13 protein-coding genes and 2 tRNA genes are annotated in these 16,319 nt (G+C 43.2%); 11 read left to right on the plus strand and 4 right to left on the minus strand.

The genetic code is table 11. The annotated features are described in order from the left end of the window. The first annotated feature begins 449 nt into the window (after positions 1-449). From IM507_RS10930 to IM507_RS10950, 5 genes are all read left to right on the plus strand, one after another. A complete protein-coding gene (locus IM507_RS10930; protein ID WP_002735346.1) occupies positions 450-1,085 on the plus strand; it encodes a peroxiredoxin in 636 nt (211 codons plus the stop codon). 591 nt (positions 1,086-1,676) lie between these two features. Then, positions 1,677-1,985, plus strand: coding sequence for a ferredoxin (locus IM507_RS10935; RefSeq protein ID WP_002736278.1), 309 nt, complete (start codon positions 1,677-1,679; stop codon positions 1,983-1,985). 137 nt (positions 1,986-2,122) lie between these two features. Continuing rightward, positions 2,123-2,207, plus strand: a tRNA-Tyr gene (locus IM507_RS10940). Positions 2,208-2,215: 8 nt separating this feature from the next. Next, a tRNA-Thr gene (locus IM507_RS10945) sits at positions 2,216-2,287 on the plus strand. Between the two features lie 315 nt (positions 2,288-2,602). Continuing rightward, the gene (locus IM507_RS10950; protein ID WP_287636995.1) at positions 2,603-5,611 is read left to right on the plus strand and encodes an alpha-mannosidase; all 3,009 of its coding nucleotides are present in this window, start codon (positions 2,603-2,605) and stop codon (positions 5,609-5,611) included. On the opposite strand, the gene psbN is transcribed toward IM507_RS10950, so the two are convergent. Further along, positions 5,608-5,739 (minus strand): photosystem II reaction center protein PsbN, encoded by a 132-nt coding sequence (gene psbN / locus IM507_RS10955; RefSeq protein ID WP_002736132.1) that lies wholly within the window; start codon positions 5,737-5,739, stop codon positions 5,608-5,610. The genes IM507_RS10950 and psbN overlap by 4 nt on opposite strands. Before the next feature lie 168 nt (positions 5,740-5,907). Here psbN and IM507_RS10960 point away from each other — a divergent pair, with 168 nt between their 5' ends. From IM507_RS10960 to IM507_RS10975, 4 genes are all read left to right on the plus strand, one after another. Continuing rightward, positions 5,908-6,756, plus strand: coding sequence for a carbonic anhydrase (locus tag IM507_RS10960; protein ID WP_002737349.1), 849 nt, complete (start codon positions 5,908-5,910; stop codon positions 6,754-6,756). Positions 6,757-6,838: 82 nt separating this feature from the next. Continuing rightward, positions 6,839-7,855 (plus strand): glutaminase A, encoded by a 1,017-nt coding sequence (glsA, locus tag IM507_RS10965; protein ID WP_002736106.1) that lies wholly within the window; start codon positions 6,839-6,841, stop codon positions 7,853-7,855. 503 nt (positions 7,856-8,358) lie between these two features. Then, entirely contained in the window at positions 8,359-8,718 is a 360-nt protein-coding gene (locus tag IM507_RS10970) for a YtxH domain-containing protein (protein WP_287636996.1), read from the plus strand. Continuing rightward, positions 8,719-9,084: a hypothetical protein gene (locus IM507_RS10975; protein WP_002735843.1), complete on the plus strand. Its 366-nt coding sequence runs from the start codon at positions 8,719-8,721 to the stop codon at positions 9,082-9,084. 246 nt (positions 9,085-9,330) lie between these two features. On the opposite strand, the gene IM507_RS10980 is transcribed toward IM507_RS10975, so the two are convergent. Further along, positions 9,331-11,886: a COR domain-containing protein gene (locus tag IM507_RS10980; RefSeq protein WP_287636998.1), complete on the minus strand. Its 2,556-nt coding sequence runs from the start codon at positions 11,884-11,886 to the stop codon at positions 9,331-9,333. Between the two features lie 574 nt (positions 11,887-12,460). Here IM507_RS10980 and IM507_RS10985 point away from each other — a divergent pair. Continuing rightward, the gene (locus IM507_RS10985) at positions 12,461-13,267 is read left to right on the plus strand and encodes a TPM domain-containing protein (protein WP_002736671.1); all 807 of its coding nucleotides are present in this window, start codon (positions 12,461-12,463) and stop codon (positions 13,265-13,267) included. Positions 13,268-13,424: 157 nt separating this feature from the next. Further along, positions 13,425-14,129: an LmeA family phospholipid-binding protein gene (locus IM507_RS10990; RefSeq protein ID WP_123230451.1), complete on the plus strand. Its 705-nt coding sequence runs from the start codon at positions 13,425-13,427 to the stop codon at positions 14,127-14,129. A gap of 190 nt (positions 14,130-14,319) precedes the next feature. Here IM507_RS10990 and IM507_RS10995 read toward each other — a convergent pair whose 3' ends face one another. Then, on the minus strand, positions 14,320-15,558 hold the full coding sequence (locus IM507_RS10995) for a DUF445 domain-containing protein (RefSeq protein WP_002735083.1): 1,239 nt from the start codon (positions 15,556-15,558) through the stop codon (positions 14,320-14,322). A 35-nt stretch (positions 15,559-15,593) separates the two neighbouring features. Further along, entirely contained in the window at positions 15,594-16,292 is a 699-nt protein-coding gene (gene ubiE, locus IM507_RS11000; protein WP_287636999.1) for a bifunctional demethylmenaquinone methyltransferase/2-methoxy-6-polyprenyl-1,4-benzoquinol methylase UbiE, read from the minus strand. Positions 16,293-16,319 lie beyond the last annotated feature (27 nt).

Below are 16,319 nucleotides of genomic sequence, written 5' to 3' on the forward strand. Positions count from 1 at the left end.
CACTCTCAAAGACTACTCCCCAAGCGTAAATTTCTGTGTGTCCCACAGTATTTAATTGTTTGGCGTTCTGACAGTTTGGACTTAATTAAACACCATTGACTGTTAGAAATTTTGAGATGACGGAGTAGGACATTTAACTTGTTTCCTCACGTTCTCACGGTCAGCAACCTACGAGCATTCTAGCACAAAGTCGTCCTAAAAGGACGGGGTTTTCAACCCAAATTTCCGATAACCCATTTGGCCGTACTAGGGGAAGGATTTTGGGGGTTGGGTGATGGGGGAGCCGGGAGATCAGTGAACTGATAACTCAAATCTGATCCCTGATCCCTGAAAAGGCTGATGGCTAATGCAATTATTACAAATCCCTAAAATTATCAATGAAGAACAGCACTCCTATGGCATCATAGACTGTTGCTTGTCTTGAAATACATAATAAGGAAGACACAATTATGGCTCTCCAATTGGGTGATATCGTTCCAGATTTTACACAAGATTCTAGTGCAGGTCCGATTTCTTTTCACCAGTGGGTAGGAGATAGCTGGGTGGTGCTGTTCTCCCACCCGGCTGATTATACCCCCGTTTGTACCACGGAATTAGGTACGGTGGCTAGTCTTAAGTCAGAATTTGAGCGACGCAATGTGAAAGTGATCGCTTTGAGTGTCGATAGTGCCGAATCCCATCGGGGTTGGATTAATGACATCAACGAAACTCAAAACACTACCGTTAACTATCCGATTATCGCCGATGGCGATCGCAAAGTGTCGGATCTCTACGGCATGATTCACCCCAATTCCCTCAATAATCTGACGGTACGTTCGGTGTTTATTATCGATCCCAACAAAAAATTACGTTTAACCATTACCTATCCTGCCAGCACGGGACGCAATTTTAACGAGATCCTGCGGGTAATCGACTCCCTGCAGCTCACCGATAACTATCAAGTGGCTACCCCGGCTAACTGGACCGACGGCGGCGATTGTGTGGTGGTTCCCTCTATTCCCACTGAAGAAGCTCGCAGCAAATTCCCCAAAGGAGTTGAAGAAATCAAACCCTATCTACGCATGACTCCCCAACCTAATAAGTAATTAGGGTTTGCTAATCGGTGAACCAGATACTGGAAAACTGACAATCCGAAAACCAAGAAATCGTCAGGGAGGGTTAGCCATCCGTTTTAACGGATGCTACCCCTGGCAACAGGGGATTTATCTCCCTATATCATTTATTGGTTTGATTGTCAATAGATTTTTTCCTAGTTTCCCTAGATGTGTTACCGGCAGTAGTGCCGAAAAGCAATTTCTTGGCTGGGTTAAAGACAATTCATCGACATCTATCTTAACCATAAGTTAAATTAATATTTAATAAAAATCGGCTTAAGACGAAAAAAACGATTAGCATTATAGCTCCAAATGCTTAGTAGTGGCTAGTTTGACTAGATTGTAGAGGGATGAAATTATCTAGAGATCGAGCAAGTATCCTCAAGAATTCTGGGTTAGATATATAAGTAAATTTTATTTTAAGTTTATTTAAGACTGTCATTACTAATGCAAGGCTGAGTCAGGCAGATTTTCCCGTAGTATCAAAAATGAAACTCGCTCACATCGTTCAATCTGACGACGAGCGAGAGGCAATTATAGAGACTGCCGCTTTCACTAGCATTTAATTAAGAGGAACAACCGATGCCAACTTATAAAGTCACCCTGAAAACACCCGATGGCGAGAGTACAATTGAGAGTACAATTGAGGTTCCCGATGATGAGTACATTCTCGATGTAGCTGAAGAGCGAGGACTGGACTTACCCTATTCCTGCCGCGCAGGAGCTTGCTCCACCTGTGCAGGTAAACTTGAATCTGGTACTGTCGATCAATCCGATCAATCCTTCTTAGATGACGATCAAATTGAAGCGGGTTATGTCCTCACCTGCGTCGCCTATCCCACCTCTGACTGTGTGATCCTCACCCACCAGGAAGAAGACGCTTTGAAGTAATCTCTCTCCAGATCGTCAGAAAATTCCCGTTAGAGCCATGGCTTTAACGGGAGTTATTTTATGGCTCAAAAATTTTTTTCCCTAAACACTTGTGGGTTTTAGCTAAGGGTGCTATGATTGTTAATCGTGGAATTAATGGGTCGGTGCCCGAGTGGTTAATGGGGGCGGACTGTAAATCCGTTGGCTACGCCTACGCTGGTTCGAATCCGGCCCGGCCCACCACGATCAATGCCCGTGTAGCTCAGTGGTAGAGCACACCCTTGGTAAGGGTGAGGTCATGAGTTCAATCCTCATCACGGGCTTTCTCTTCCCTGCTCATTCTCAATAAACCGTTGAAGGATGAGATTAAGTAGGGTCTCCTGAATAAATCTAAAAACCTTGTTGGATAATATTTTTAGGCTTTTTTGAAATCAAAAAGTACCGGCCATTGGAGGGATCGGGGGGTAAATTTAGGGACTTTTTCCCTGAAAATTAGGTAATTTACCCGATGAAAATGGGTAAAACCCCACACCCCACACCCCACACCCTACACCCTGCCCCTAGGAAAAACTTTTTCAGCAGACCCCAATTAGTCCTCGATCGCCTAAAATAGTCAAAATTAACTTATTTGTTGGCTCATGTCTCCCCTCGACAACATCGCTAAACTGTCTCACCTCACCCGCAGAGATGTTCAGAAAAATTGGTTTATCGCTACAGCAGCGGGAAAACCAATTCAACCCGTCACCCTCAATGAAAAACAATACATTATTTGGCCGGCCGGCAGACAAATCCAATATCTAACTCAAAAAATTATTGTCCCCGAACATTTAGCCGGTTATCCTTTAGCGGGAATGGAACTGAGATTAATCCTAACTTGGTGGGCGGAAGATGTCAAAATTTATGTTAATAATCAATTTATCCAAGCAGGAGACCTCTTTGATTCTTCCACGCGCATTTTACTTTCTAACTCGGTCTCTACTGGTCAAGAAATCCTTGTTACTCTGCGTTTAGTCAGTCCCAATCATGATATTGGTGGTTTGATGAAATCGCAGTTAATCTATGAATATAGCCAAGCGATCGATCCTAGTTTTGTTGCTGATGAATTGACCATTCTCCATAATTATCTACAAACTTTTTATCCTGAAAACTTAGCGGCTTTTATCGCTACTCTCGATAATATTGACTGGGATAATGTCACCAACAAAGATAGATTTAATCAATCCCTAGAATCAATTCGTCAATCCCTGCAACCCCTCGCTCAACCTCTCAAAGAACGCAGTTTTCATCTTCTCGGCCACGCACATTTAGATATGGCTTGGTTGTGGCCGTTGGCAGAAACTTGGCAAGTGGCAAAAAACACTTTTATCTCGGTTTTAAACCTGCAAAAATATTTTCCTGCCCTCATATTTGGTCATTCTAGTCCCCTAATTTACGAATGGATAGAAAAACATCATCCTGACCTATTTCAAGCAATTCTAGAGGCATATAAAGGGCAATGCTGGGAACTTTTAGGCGGGATGTGGGTAGAACCAGAAGTCAATTTAATTTCTGGGGAATCCCTATTTCGACAGCTGCTTTATGGACAAAAATATTTTCAAGAAAAATTTGGACAAATCACTGAAACTGCTTGGCTGCCGGATACCTTTGGTTTTCCCTACCAATTGCCACAAATTCTTAAATCCTTTGGCATCAAATATTTTGTAACTGGGAAACTACATTGGAATGATACGACTAAATTTCCCCACGGTTTTTTTTGGTGGCAATCTCCCGATGGCAGTAAAATTCTTTCCCTAATGTCTCCTCCCAATGTTGCTGGAGTTATGGATACTAATCCAATTATTATGACCGATCATGCTCTCAATTGGGAACGGCAAACCGGCTTAAAAGATATTTTTTGGCTGCCCGGTGTTGGCGACCATGGCGGCGGTCCGACTCGTGATATGTTAGAAGTGGCCCAACGTTGGCAAACATCTCCTTTTTTCCCCCAGTTAAAATTTAGCCAAGCAACAACTTATCTGGACAGTCTCGAGACAAGTAATCTCCCTATCTGGGATGATGAATTATATCTAGAATTCCATCGGGGTTGTTATACCACTCACTCTGACCAAAAAGCCTATAATCGTTACTGTGAAATCCTCTTGTATCAAGGAGAATTATGGTCTTCTCTGGCTAATATCTTACTAGATATTCACTATCCGAAAGTCGAGATAGAATCCGCTTGGAAAAAGGTTTTATTAAATCAGTTTCATGATATACTGCCTGGTACTTCGATCCCCGAAGTATTTAGGGATGCTAATCAGTTATGGCGGCAAGTTATCACTACAGTTGAAGCAATTTTAGATCAAGCTTTACAGGCAATTGCTAATCAAATTAATTTACCTAATCCCCCCCATCCCCAAGCAAAACCTTTTCTAGTTTTTAATTCTCTTAACTGGGAAAGATTTCAGGTTATCTCTTTAGCTATAGAATCTGTAAATTGTTCAGTTTATGACTGGGATAATTGTCTTTGTCTTTCGCAATTATCCCACGACAATCAGCTATTATTTCTCGCTGAAAATATTCCTTCTGTGGGTTATAAGTTATTTTGGTTAGTTCCCAATCAGCAAGCAACCGAGAAAAATTTAACTAACTGCCAATTTATTTTAGATAATGGCTTGCTTAAAGTTACTATTAACTCGGAAACGGGGGATATAGATAGTATATTTGATATAATTAATCAAAAAGAAATCCTACAAGCTGCTGGTAATCAATTACAGGCATTTAAAGATCAAGGACAATATTGGGACGCTTGGAATATCGATCCGAATTATCAACAATATACCTTACCTAAAACAGTATTAAAATCGATCGAATGCTTAGAATGTGGTCCCTTGCGCTGGCAGATTCGCGTGATCAGAAATTTAGCTGATTCGGAATTTTGTCAAGATTATATCTTAGAAAAAGATTCTCCTATTCTCGAGATTAAAACTATTGTTAATTGGCAGCAAGAACATACTTTAGTAAAAACCGCTTTTCCTCTCACCCTAAACAGCGATTTTACCACCTATGAAATTGCCTGTGGTGCGATCGAGCGTGATCACGAACCAGAATCGCCAAAATGGGAAGTTTACGCCCATAAATGGGCGGATTTAACCGATACAGAGGCAAACTACGGGGTAAGTCTTTTAAATAATAATAAATATGGCTATGATGCTACTAACCAGCAACTGCGATTAACTCTGTTGAGAAGTCCCCGATGGCCCGATCCCGAGGCAGATCTGGGTAAACAAGAATTTACCTATGCAATATATCCCCATCAAGGTAACTGGAAAACGGCGAAAACTGTCCATCACGCTTGGCAGTTAAACTCACCTGTCAACGTTATTTTTATTAATAATTCTTCTCGATCAACCCAGTTGCCACCCGTGGCACAATGGTTAAAATTCTCGGCCGATAACTTAATTTTAATGAGTTTCAAACAAAGTGAAACATCCCCTCAGAGTTGGGTAATGCGCGTCTATGAATGTCAGGGAGAAAACGCTGTTATCGATTGGCAAAATCAATTACAATTAACAATAAAAGAATCGATCGATGGTTTAGAAAGAGCGATCGATCCTATGGAGCAAATTTCTCCTTGGCAGATAGCCACATGGTTATTAAAGAATTAATCTTCGTGATCTTCAAAAGGATCGCTTAATTCTGCTGCCGGCGGTCCAAAAGCGGTATAAAGAGCTAAAGCGGTAATTCCTACCAAAGCGGCAGCGATCGAAACACCCAAAATTGTTGCAGTTTCCATAAAATAAAATTTGCTTAGATACAGTCTGTATCTTATCTTAACAAAATATAACCGATCTCGCAGCCGATAACGATCGCTAATCTGGCCGGTTGCATTGCTGTTATCTCATGCCCGATAATGCTGAAAGGATCGACTAAATAGCGATCAAACCAAACTAGAAGAATTATTATGAAGAAACTCCTACAGGGACTAGAAAAGTTCCAGAGTGGTTATTTTGATGAACATCGGCAATTATTCGAGCAACTCTCCCACGGACAAAAACCGAGAATCCTGTTTATCACCTGTTCCGATTCCCGTATCGATCCTAACCTAATTACCCAAGCGGAGGTGGGGGAATTATTCGTAATTCGTAATGCGGGGAATATAATTCCTCCCTACGGAGCAACCAATGGTGGTGAAGGTGCATCTATAGAATATGCTATCAACGCTCTCGGCATCGAGCAAGTGATTATCTGCGGTCACTCCCATTGTGGAGCGATGAAAGGTTTGCTAAAATTGCAGAGTCTGGCCGATGAAATGCCTTTAGTTTACGATTGGTTAAAACAAGCAGAAGCTACTCGACGTTTAGTTAAGGATAATTACAAAGAATTAGAAGGGGAAGAACTGATCGAGGTGACAGTAGCAGAAAATGTTCTCAATCAGTTAAGTAATTTGCAAAGCTATCCAATTATTCGTTCCCGATTACATCAGGGTAAATTATCTCTACACGGTTGGATTTTTCGGATTGAAACTGGTGAAATTTTAGCCTATGATCCCATCCTACACGATTTTGTCGCTCCTCATAGTAAAATTGCCCATGCCGAAGCAGCAGACAATTTACCCTCTAGTCGTCATCTTCCCAATAGTCATCCCTTCAAGATTTCTGAGGATTATATCAGGACTCACGCGGAGGTAAAAAAAGCGACTCCTGCGGTTAATACTGTGGCCAAAAAGAATGGCTCCTCAACCCAAAAACCGGGCTATACTTATTTAGAACCCTCCCAAGCTGATCGCATTTATCGCGGTTCGAGAAGTTAATTAGGGATTACAGAAATTCTCTAGAGATGTGTCTATCAACGTCTCTAGAGTGGCAATTAAACGATAACTGCTATACTCCTCTATGGCTTCCCCAAAAGATTTTATTAGTCCCGTCAATTCCGAGCAAGAGTTAGTCTATCCTTTTCGGAACTATCTTAACTATCTGCACGCAAAATACTCTGATTTACAGACGGGTCATATCGCCGATTATATTCCGGAATTAGCCCTAGCAGCTCCAGAATGGTTTGGTATTTCTGTAATTAGCACTGATGGTCAGATTTTTGAGGTGGGAGACTGTCAGCAAACCTTTACAGTACAATCGATTTCTAAAGCTTTTGTCTTTGGATTGGCCCTAGAAGATCACGGAAGGGAATACGTTAATAGTAAAGTCGGTGTTGAACCCACCGGAGAAGCTTTTAACTCGATTATTCTCGATGAAAAAACCAATCGTCCCTATAATCCTATGGTTAATGCTGGTGCGATCGCTACCACGGATTTAATCACCGGACAGAATGCCACCGAAAGGCTAAAACGTATTTTAGAAATGTTTAAACGCTATACTGGCAGGGATCACGAGATTAATGTCCCCGTTTTTCTCTCGGAAAAATCCACCGGCAATCGCAATCGGGCCATGGCTTATCTGATGCTAAATTTTGGCATGGTCAGCGATAAAATTGAAGAAACCCTCGATCTTTACTGTCAACAATGCGCCATTCTCGTCCATGCTCACGATTTAGCCCTCATGGCTGCTACCTTAGCTAATGGGGGTGTCAACCCAATCACGGGAATACGGGCGATCGATGAACACTACGTTCAAGATGTGATCAGTGTTATGCTTACCTGTGGAATGTACGACGCTTCGGGAGAATGGGCCTATCGGGTAGGATTACCAGCAAAAAGCGGTGTCGGTGGCGGAATTACGGCAGTAGTTCCCCATCAGTTGGGAATTGGGACTTTTTCGCCCCTTTTAGATGAAAAAGGCAACAGCATCAGAGGAGTGAAAATTTGTCAAGATATTTCAGAGGATTTTGGTTTACATTTATTCAATGTGGCTAAACCAGAACGAGATTTAAAAACATGGCTTGAAGGCAATAGTTGATACCACCCCCTACTTCCCTCTCCCCACTCCCCCATTTCCCCATTTCCCCACACCCTACACCCCACACCCCACACCCCACACCCTGCCCCCAGGAAAAACTTTTTGCCGCAAACCCTACTTAGCTGTCCCCGACAAGAGCGCCTAACGGCCCTGGGAAATTAATTTGGCCAGAGGTCTGTGGAAAAAAATGTCATAAACCTCTTGACAAAAGCAGCGGATTGTGTGTAATATAAATATTGTGTGAGGAGTATAAGTTCAGCATAAGAGGAACCTTTGGGGTCGAAACACGGCAAGACTCCCAGAGGTTCTTCTTTTTCACTTCCTTATTGGCTCAAAGTCAGCCATAAAATCAGGTTTTACCCGATCGCTAGTTTTTTCTCAATTTATCCCTTCTAGGTCTGTTGCTGCTTACCAAGAGCAACAGGTCAAAATTTTGCCGAAGAAACTGCACAAGAGAAGTGTAATTGCTCGTAAAATTGGGAATTAAGTACAAGGGCAATCCTATGGCAGATAACAATAACGGTAACGGTGGCTTATTCTTCGTCGGGGTTTTAGTAGGCAGTGCGATCGGAGTAGCGGCGGGTTTATTAGTAGCGCCGAGATCTGGAAAAGAAACCCGTCGAATTCTGCGAAAATCCGCCCAGGCTTTGCCTGAATTAGCCGAAGATCTGACCACGACGATGCAATTGCAGGCCGATCGCCTATCGGAATCGGCCCGGCGTAATTGGGATGATACTTTAATCAGATTAAAAGAGGCGGTGACAGCCGGAATCGAAGCTAGTCAAAGTCTAGCCACAGACAATCCTTTCCCCGACTCGCAAGAATCCCCCCAAGGCGATAATCAACACTCGAATCACTACTAAATGACCGAACCTATTTTCTGGCTAGGATGTTCTTTACTGCTAGTCGCCGTTAGTTTAACGGCGGTTTTCATCGCCGCTTTACCTGCCCTGCAAGAGTTAGCCCGGGCAGCCCGCAGTGCCGAAAAATTATTCGATACCCTCCATCGGGAATTTCCCCCGACTCTAGAAGCAATTCGCCTGACAGGGGCGGAAATCAGCGAATTAACCGACAATATCGATGAAGGGGTCAAAAGTACCCGCCAAGTTGTCCAAGGAGTCGATCGCAGTCTCGGTAGTGCTAAAGCTGGTCTTAGCAAGCTCGATCGTGGCAGCCGTCGCCTCTTGATCGGTTTTAAAGTCGCTTGGAATACTTGGAAACGCAGTTAAGGAGATGGGGAATTATGAATTATGAATTATGAATTATGAATTATGAATTATGAATTATGAATTATGAATTGGGAAATGGGGGAGTGGGGAGATAGGAGAATTTCAACTAATACCCCAAAACCCTAAAACCCCAACTCCCTAAAACCCCAACTCTCAACTCCTAACCCCACCAACAAACTTTTTCAGCAAACCCTAAATATTTGTAAACTTTTTCGTCTAAGTTACCTTTCTGTGGTAAGCAAATCTTTACTGCTCCGATTTGGGGGTTTCTTGGGAGGTGTCATCGTTGTTGGTTTTTGGTTCTTGTCCTTTAAAAGTAGGGATAAATCGCGACAAAACTTCAAAAAGCTGATTAAAGGTCGTTTGATTGATTTTACCCGTCAAGAGCAATAACACAAAGACAATAAAAGCAAAGATAAAAATAATTGTCAAAACGCTGGTAATATGCTTTGAATCTGGCACAAAATGGGCAATCACCGCAACTATACAAGCAACCACAGCTAAAACCAGCAACAAAGCGAGACTAGGTTTCAGGAGATTGGGAGTTTCTGGCGTTTTGGGACTCATAGGGCGATTTTCTCGGCTTTTGCGGCCACGTTCCTCCCTTTCGTGGAGATATCTTTCTCTTTCTGTCTTAGATTCCACCCCTTCTAAGATATCGCGGATATTATATTTGCCGCGCAAACCGGGGAGAGTTGCTTCGACGACACCTTGGCGATCGAGTTCTATCAGATAGAGATAATCGACGGGAACTTCTACCCCGGTCGGTTTTTCCCCTTGCAATTCTCGAATCACTAACTTTTCCTGTACGGCTAAATTAGGGATAGTATCGTGAATTTTCTGAAAATCTGCCCTAATAATAGCTAAAAGCGCATTAGCACGGGAACCCTGGGCTTTTATGCTGATGTAGTTATCTTCCTCGTCGGCACGCACCAAAGCTTTATTAAGATCCATTGTCAGAACCACACCACTACGCCAACGCATGGTTTTATAGATCATCCGGTGATTACGGACGATAAAGCTGGAAATAATTCTGCCGGGCAGGATATCATAACGGTACTGGAAGTGTAAAGGTGCGTTTTCGTAGATATCCACATCCGGTTCATCGATGGGTAGAAGATCGGTGATTAGATAGCGATCGGGACTGTAACCATCAAGGGGAAAACAGAGTTCAAATTTTCCCATCAAATCCATCAAAAATCGGCGTTTATTTTCGGGATAACGTTGGGGTTGTTTGAGAATATTTGCCAGATCTGGCAGTGAAAGAATGCCTTTTTTTTGCACCATCAAATCGTGATTATTGAGAATATCATAAACACCGCTAGTTACCCATTCCGGGTTCAGGACATTGGTTTCATTCAGTCGCGGATCATCTTGGTAGTTGAGGACAATACCGAGATCGTGGAGAAACTGCACTAAACTTTTTTGATCGCTGGCCTCTTTAATCTTGGCTTTCTGACACATTTCCTGATACTTTTCGTAGGAAATAAAGTCATAAGTCTTTTGCATCGTTTCTAGTTGAGTTTTGATCTCAAACCAACTATTAGGGAATGGATCTTTGATATGGGGAATAGCATCGATTTGAGAGGCGATTTCCTGCACAAGTTGCTCGATTCCCGCACCGGTTTTACAGGAAGTGGCGATTAGCTTGGTGATTTGGGGATATTTTTTCCGGAGGGTGCGGATCTTAACTTGCGGGGGATTTTCATCGGCACAATTACCCACGATAATCACGGGAGAATTGCCTCCGTAGGTTTCAATGAGTTTTAACCAGTATTCCAGACGGTTTTGCTGTTCATTTTTGCGGTTGTCGAGGACAAGCAGATAAAGACTGCGTTTAGTCAGAAAAAACTGATGGGTGGTTTGCATCACTTTCTGACCGCCAAAATCCCAGAGATTGAGGCGAATATCGGGTTTTTGGGGCAGTTGCCACTTTTCAAGATTAATGCCGGGGGTCTTGGGTTCTCCAGAATTAAAGGTATTGTGCAGTAACCGCTTTAACAGGGAAGTTTTCCCCACATCCCCCTCCCCCACCAATAAAACTTTAAGCTCATTAAGAGGGCGTTTGGCTTTATTCTTGAGATAACTAAAAATCGCCTGCGGGTTGCCATTATCCCATATTATTTCACCCCATCCCTGACGAATAATTTCCGGGGGAACGTTGGTAATCGGGTTATTTTTGAGGACTAATCGCTTCAGGTTGACTAGGTGAGTGAGCGCTTCTGGTATCTCCCTGATTTGGTTATTGCTGAGGTCGAGGTCTTGCAGGGAGGTGAGTTGAGCGAGCGCTTCTGGAATCTCCCTGATTTGGTTATCGCTGAGGTCGAGGATTTGCAGGGAGGTGAGGTGAGTGAGTGCTTCTGGTATCTCGCTGATTTGGTTATCGCTGAGATAGAGGAATTGCAGGGAGGTGAGGTGAGCGAGTGCTTCTGGAATCTCCCTGATTTGGTTATCGCTGAGGTCGAGTTCTTGCAGGGAGGTGAGTTGAGCGAGCGCTTCTGGTATCTCGCTGATTTGGTTATTGCTGAGACGGATGTGCTGCAGGGAGGTGAGTTGAGCGAGCGCTTCTGGTATCTCGCTGATTTGGTTATTTCTGAGGTTGAGGTATTGCAGGGAGGTGAGTTGAGCGAGTGCTTCTGGAATCTCCCTGATTTGGTTATTTCTGAGGTAGAGGTATTGCAGGGAGGTGAGTTGAGGGATTTCGGGGGGAATTTCTGTTAAGTTTTTGTCGGACAGATCCAACTCCCCCGCTCTTTCGTCCTTTGCCTGTTGAATTAACTCTAATACTTCCTGTGCTGTCATTGACCATCCCCCCGCTACTATATTTACTCCATTTTGGCAAAAGATCCAGTTAATGCCACTGGTTGAGACCTCATCAGCTTGAGTTGAGTTTCTGGAGAGTGAACTGAAAACTCGCATCTGATGACCGATAAGGGACTTGCGTGGGAATAATATCCTAGCCAGAAAATCGCTCTGTAGAAGAATCAGGCCGGCCAGATGGCATATTATCAAAGCGCAAGTCCCTTAGCTGCGGGGACTCTCAAAGGCTCTCCCCCTACTTAGGGTGATCAGCAAACCTGGGCGATCGGAGGGCGCAGGTTCCTTGCGCCCCTACAGTAACGGATTTTGTCCACAATGTAGGGGCGAACTGCGTTCGCCCAAAAGGTACATTAATGTAGGGGCGAACTGCGTTCGCCCAAAAGGTACATTAATGTAGGGGCGAACTGCGTTCGCCCAAAAGGTACATTATCAAAGCGCAAGTCCCTAACTGGGTGACTAAAGTTGAGAATTCCCTTAAGATAAAGTAAATAAGTGTAAAGAAACTGAAAGTTAGCCTACACCCTTGCTGAAAAAATTCTCATTGTCTAGAAGTGCTATGCTCAATCGTTTTTGCCGAGGAATCTCGATCGCTCTTGTAATTGGTGTCATTAGCTGTCTGGGTTGGATTATCTGCCCGGATCAAGCTCTAGCGGTGAATAATCCCGAATTACTGCCCAATCAAGCCACTCCGATCGTTGATTTAGCCAATTATCTACCCGCAAAACAGGAAGAGGCATTAATCCGAGATATCGAGACATTTCAAGGGGAAACGGGCTGGAAAATGCGAGTTTTAACCCAATATGACCGCAGCCCCGGCCGGGCAGTGATTAATTTCTGGGGATTGGATGATAAAAGTATTCTCCTAGTGGCCGATGGTCGCGGCGGTAATCTACTATCTTTTAGTATTGGTGATGCCGTCTATGAATTTTTACCCCGCACTTTTTGGATCGAATTACAGGCCCGTTTCGGCAATATGTATTTTGTCCGGGAAAATGGCGAAAATAACGCGATCGTACAATCCTTAGACACGGTAAAAGGTTGTTTAGTTAAAGGTGGTTGTGCGGTAGTCCCCGGTTTACCGAGGGAACAGTGGATCCTAACTTTAATTACCTCAATTGTCGGTGGTTTAGTCTTCGGGTTTGCCGGTATTCCCCGCAAAGAAGGACAGGTTTTCGCTTGGCAATGGGTTTTAATTGTCTCTCCCCTCTGGTTTATCCTCTTTGTTGCTTTTGGCATCGGACCGGTGGTTACTCGCACCAGTGAATTACTGCCCCTTTTCCGCAATTTAATCGGTTTTGCCCTCGGGGTTTTAGTCGCCTATCTTTCCCCTCGTTTTAATTCCCTCAACGCCTCAAAAACCTAAGAATTAGGGGCTTGTCAGTGATCAGTGATCAGTAATCAGTAAACAGAAAGTAGCGAAGTTTTTAGCTATAACTGATAGCTGACGGCAGCCCCTCATGGTTCGATCGATCTAGCTCTGTTACAATTAGAAACATTGTGGAGTGAGTGAGATAACGTTTATGTGGGTCAATACTCAAAGTGAGATTATTAGTAAGGTTTTGCCGCCAGCAGTACGTCTGTTCTTAAGAACGCAAGTAGAACAGATAGAAGATTTAGAAATGCAGCTGCAAGGTCATGATCGGCAAATTTTGCGCGGTTATATCCCCGGGGTATTTTTAGCCGTGGGAAAAGCGATTTATCAGGGTTTACATCTAGGTAAAGCGCAATTAAGAGGGGAAAATATTCGTCTTAATATCGGGCAGGTTTTGCGAGGGAAACCCCTAAAAATTTTGGAACCTATTCGGGTTAGCGGTGAGGTGGAAATTAACGAGCAGGATTTAAATAATTCGATCGCCTCGACTATTTTAATTAATGCTTTTGCCGATTTACTAATTTTTTCCCTAGAAAATAACGGAATTGTTAACGCCAGAGAAATTATCTCACAACAGCGTTTTAACTGGAAAAATGTTCTCTTAAATCAGGGTTATTTCTCTCTTCTCGGCTATAGAGAAACAGGTGCGGAAGTAATTTTTAGCGCTGATATTACCCTAGAAGATGCCCGCACTTTAGGGATTATTCCCCGACAATGGCAAGGTTTAGCCCCAGATTTATCTATTGATTTGCAACCTTTTACTGTCGATTTAGGCAAAGATGTGGAGATTAAATCTTTTATTCTCGACGATAAAACTCTTTTCTGTCAGGGAAGTTTTTTGATTTTACCTTAAAAATAAACGGGATGATTCCGGTGGGTTAACTTAGTTTAACCCACCTAATTAGGGCTTGCTGAATAAATCTAAAAACCTTGTTAGATTAAGGCTTTTTCAGGGGGAAAATTCACACCCCACACCCTACACCCCACACCCCACACCCCACACCCTGCCCCCACCAACAAACTTTTTCAGCAGACCCTAATTATTACCCCGGATTCTGTGCAATTAAAATAACTGTTTGCATTAGTCCGACTAGAAGACCAAGAATACCACCGAGATTAACAATTCCCTGTAATTCCTGTTTAACAATGCCTTGAATAGCATTTTCCAGATCGGCCGGGGAAGTGGCATTCACCCGATCGCGGATCACCTGATCGATGTTGAGAATTGGGATAATTTGGGCGACTAATTTCTCTAAATCTTCCTCTAGATAACGCTCTAAAATTAACGCTAACTCTTGACTAATTACCCCTAATGATGTAGTCATTGACTCCGAAGATTGCAGACGATTAATAATTAAATTAGCGATTTGATCCCAGTCGATCGTTTGTCCAAAATCTTGCAGAAATTGTTCGCCACTTTCTTGAATATAAATTCGCACCGTATCCCTAGTGGTTTTACGCAATTGTCTGACGGTGGAGATAGGTAAATTTTGCAAAGAGATACCTTGTAACCAGTTTTTCAGACGATTACGCATCTCTAAAGATAGTAATAATTCTTTGATTCTGGTATTAGCTAAATCCTTTTCATCAAGGCAAAAAGTGCGTAAGCGGGCCAGGGCATTGCGTAAACCGAATAAATTGGCTACTACCCAATAGGTTCCACTGGTTTTTTCCCGAAATCCTTCATCGATAACTTGAATATTGCGATCGGTTAAAAAATCGATTAAAGCTAGACGGATAACATCAGCAGGTAGGACGGTTTCTAATAGCCAATCGGAGAATTGTCGCGCCTGTTGTTCACTGAGAGAAAATTCCAAGACTAGGCGATCAAAAATTTGATTGATCTGTTTTTCTAAAAAATCCTGCCGTCGGGCTAAAACTTTTAGTAATTTCGCTAAAGATTCCCCGAATAAATCGTGAAGAATCGCCGCCAAAATCTCGGCGGTTTTTGCTTGCCGATCGCCTTTTATTTGTTTTAAAGCTAATTGTAACAGCCAGAGTATCGCCCCCTGTACCCTTTCCGTGTCGAGGAGTCGTTTAGCCAGTTTTTGTAGTTCTTCGGGGGTTAACAGGGAACCCATGATCGTATCCGATACCCGGACAGCTAATCGATCTTGATTGCGAGGAATTAACCCCGGAGTGAAGGGAAGAGGACGCTTACCGATATAAATCGCCTTGTAGGGACGAAATAGCATTTTTATGGCTACATCGTTCGTAAAATAGCCAATAATTGCCCCCGCGATCGGCGGTAATATCCATGTCCAAAGAGTAGGGAGATTCAATTTAGCAGCAAAAAATAAACGGAAATGTCAGTAGGTTATTTCTTCAAGACTAACACTCCCATCAGTCCTGCTAGGAGTGGATAGTGAACAGCGCTGGAAAATCCCGACTGATAGCCTAATTTTACCTGTTCTGGGCCCCGGGGAAAGCGATCGATACTGGGACTAATATAAGCGTACTGGTCAGTTAAACCGTAACGCTCGGCAGCGGGAACGACGATATGATCGAGATACCAGTTTTGGAATAGTTTGGCGATGGTTTGGGTGGGTTGATGGAAGTCCAGAATCGCCGCTTTAGCACCCGGTTTGAGGACTCGGTATAATTCCCCCAAACATTGGGCAATATCGACCACATTGCGTAATCCATAGCCGATAGTGGCACAATCAAAGCTAGAATCGGCAAAGGATAAATTGAGGGCATCCCCTTCCATCCAGTTAATATTAGTGGCGCTAAAACGTTGACGGGCGATTTTTAATTGTTGTGGGGAAAAATCTAGTCCGATCACTTGGCCGGTTTTACCCACTTGTTTTGATAATAGGTTAGTCAGGTCGCCGCTACCACAACAGACATCGAGGGCAAAATCCCCTTTTTCGGGTTGACACCATTTGACTGTCATTAATTTCCAGATATGGTGTAATCCTAAACTTAATTCCTGATTGAGGCGGTCATATTCGGGAGCGATCTGATCAAAAATTGCTTGTATTTCTGTGGAGTTAGGTGAGGATTGATTGGACATTTTTATAATATAGCACCAGAGAAAATC

The organism is Microcystis sp. M20BS1, from assembly GCF_020245305.1.
Classification (GTDB): domain Bacteria; phylum Cyanobacteriota; class Cyanobacteriia; order Cyanobacteriales; family Microcystaceae; genus Microcystis; species Microcystis ichthyoblabe_A.

Bases quoted from the DNA above. Each gene is read 5' to 3' on its own strand.
- IM507_RS10930 (WP_002735346.1), top strand. From the start codon at position 450: ATGGCTCTCCAATTGGGTGATATCGTTCCAGATTTTACACAAGATTCT.
- IM507_RS10935 (WP_002736278.1), top strand. From the start codon at position 1,677: ATGCCAACTTATAAAGTCACCCTGAAAACACCCGATGGCGAGAGTACA.
- IM507_RS10950 (WP_287636995.1), top strand. From the start codon at position 2,603: ATGTCTCCCCTCGACAACATCGCTAAACTGTCTCACCTCACCCGCAGA.
- psbN (WP_002736132.1), bottom strand. From the start codon at position 5,739: ATGGAAACTGCAACAATTTTGGGTGTTTCGATCGCTGCCGCTTTGGTA.
- IM507_RS10960 (WP_002737349.1), top strand. From the start codon at position 5,908: ATGAAGAAACTCCTACAGGGACTAGAAAAGTTCCAGAGTGGTTATTTT.
- glsA (WP_002736106.1), top strand. From the start codon at position 6,839: ATGGCTTCCCCAAAAGATTTTATTAGTCCCGTCAATTCCGAGCAAGAG.
- IM507_RS10970 (WP_287636996.1), top strand. From the start codon at position 8,359: ATGGCAGATAACAATAACGGTAACGGTGGCTTATTCTTCGTCGGGGTT.
- IM507_RS10975 (WP_002735843.1), top strand. From the start codon at position 8,719: ATGACCGAACCTATTTTCTGGCTAGGATGTTCTTTACTGCTAGTCGCC.
- IM507_RS10980 (WP_287636998.1), bottom strand. From the start codon at position 11,886: ATGACAGCACAGGAAGTATTAGAGTTAATTCAACAGGCAAAGGACGAA.
- IM507_RS10985 (WP_002736671.1), top strand. From the start codon at position 12,461: ATGCTCAATCGTTTTTGCCGAGGAATCTCGATCGCTCTTGTAATTGGT.
- IM507_RS10990 (WP_123230451.1), top strand. From the start codon at position 13,425: ATGTGGGTCAATACTCAAAGTGAGATTATTAGTAAGGTTTTGCCGCCA.
- ubiE (WP_287636999.1), bottom strand. From the start codon at position 16,292: ATGTCCAATCAATCCTCACCTAACTCCACAGAAATACAAGCAATTTTT.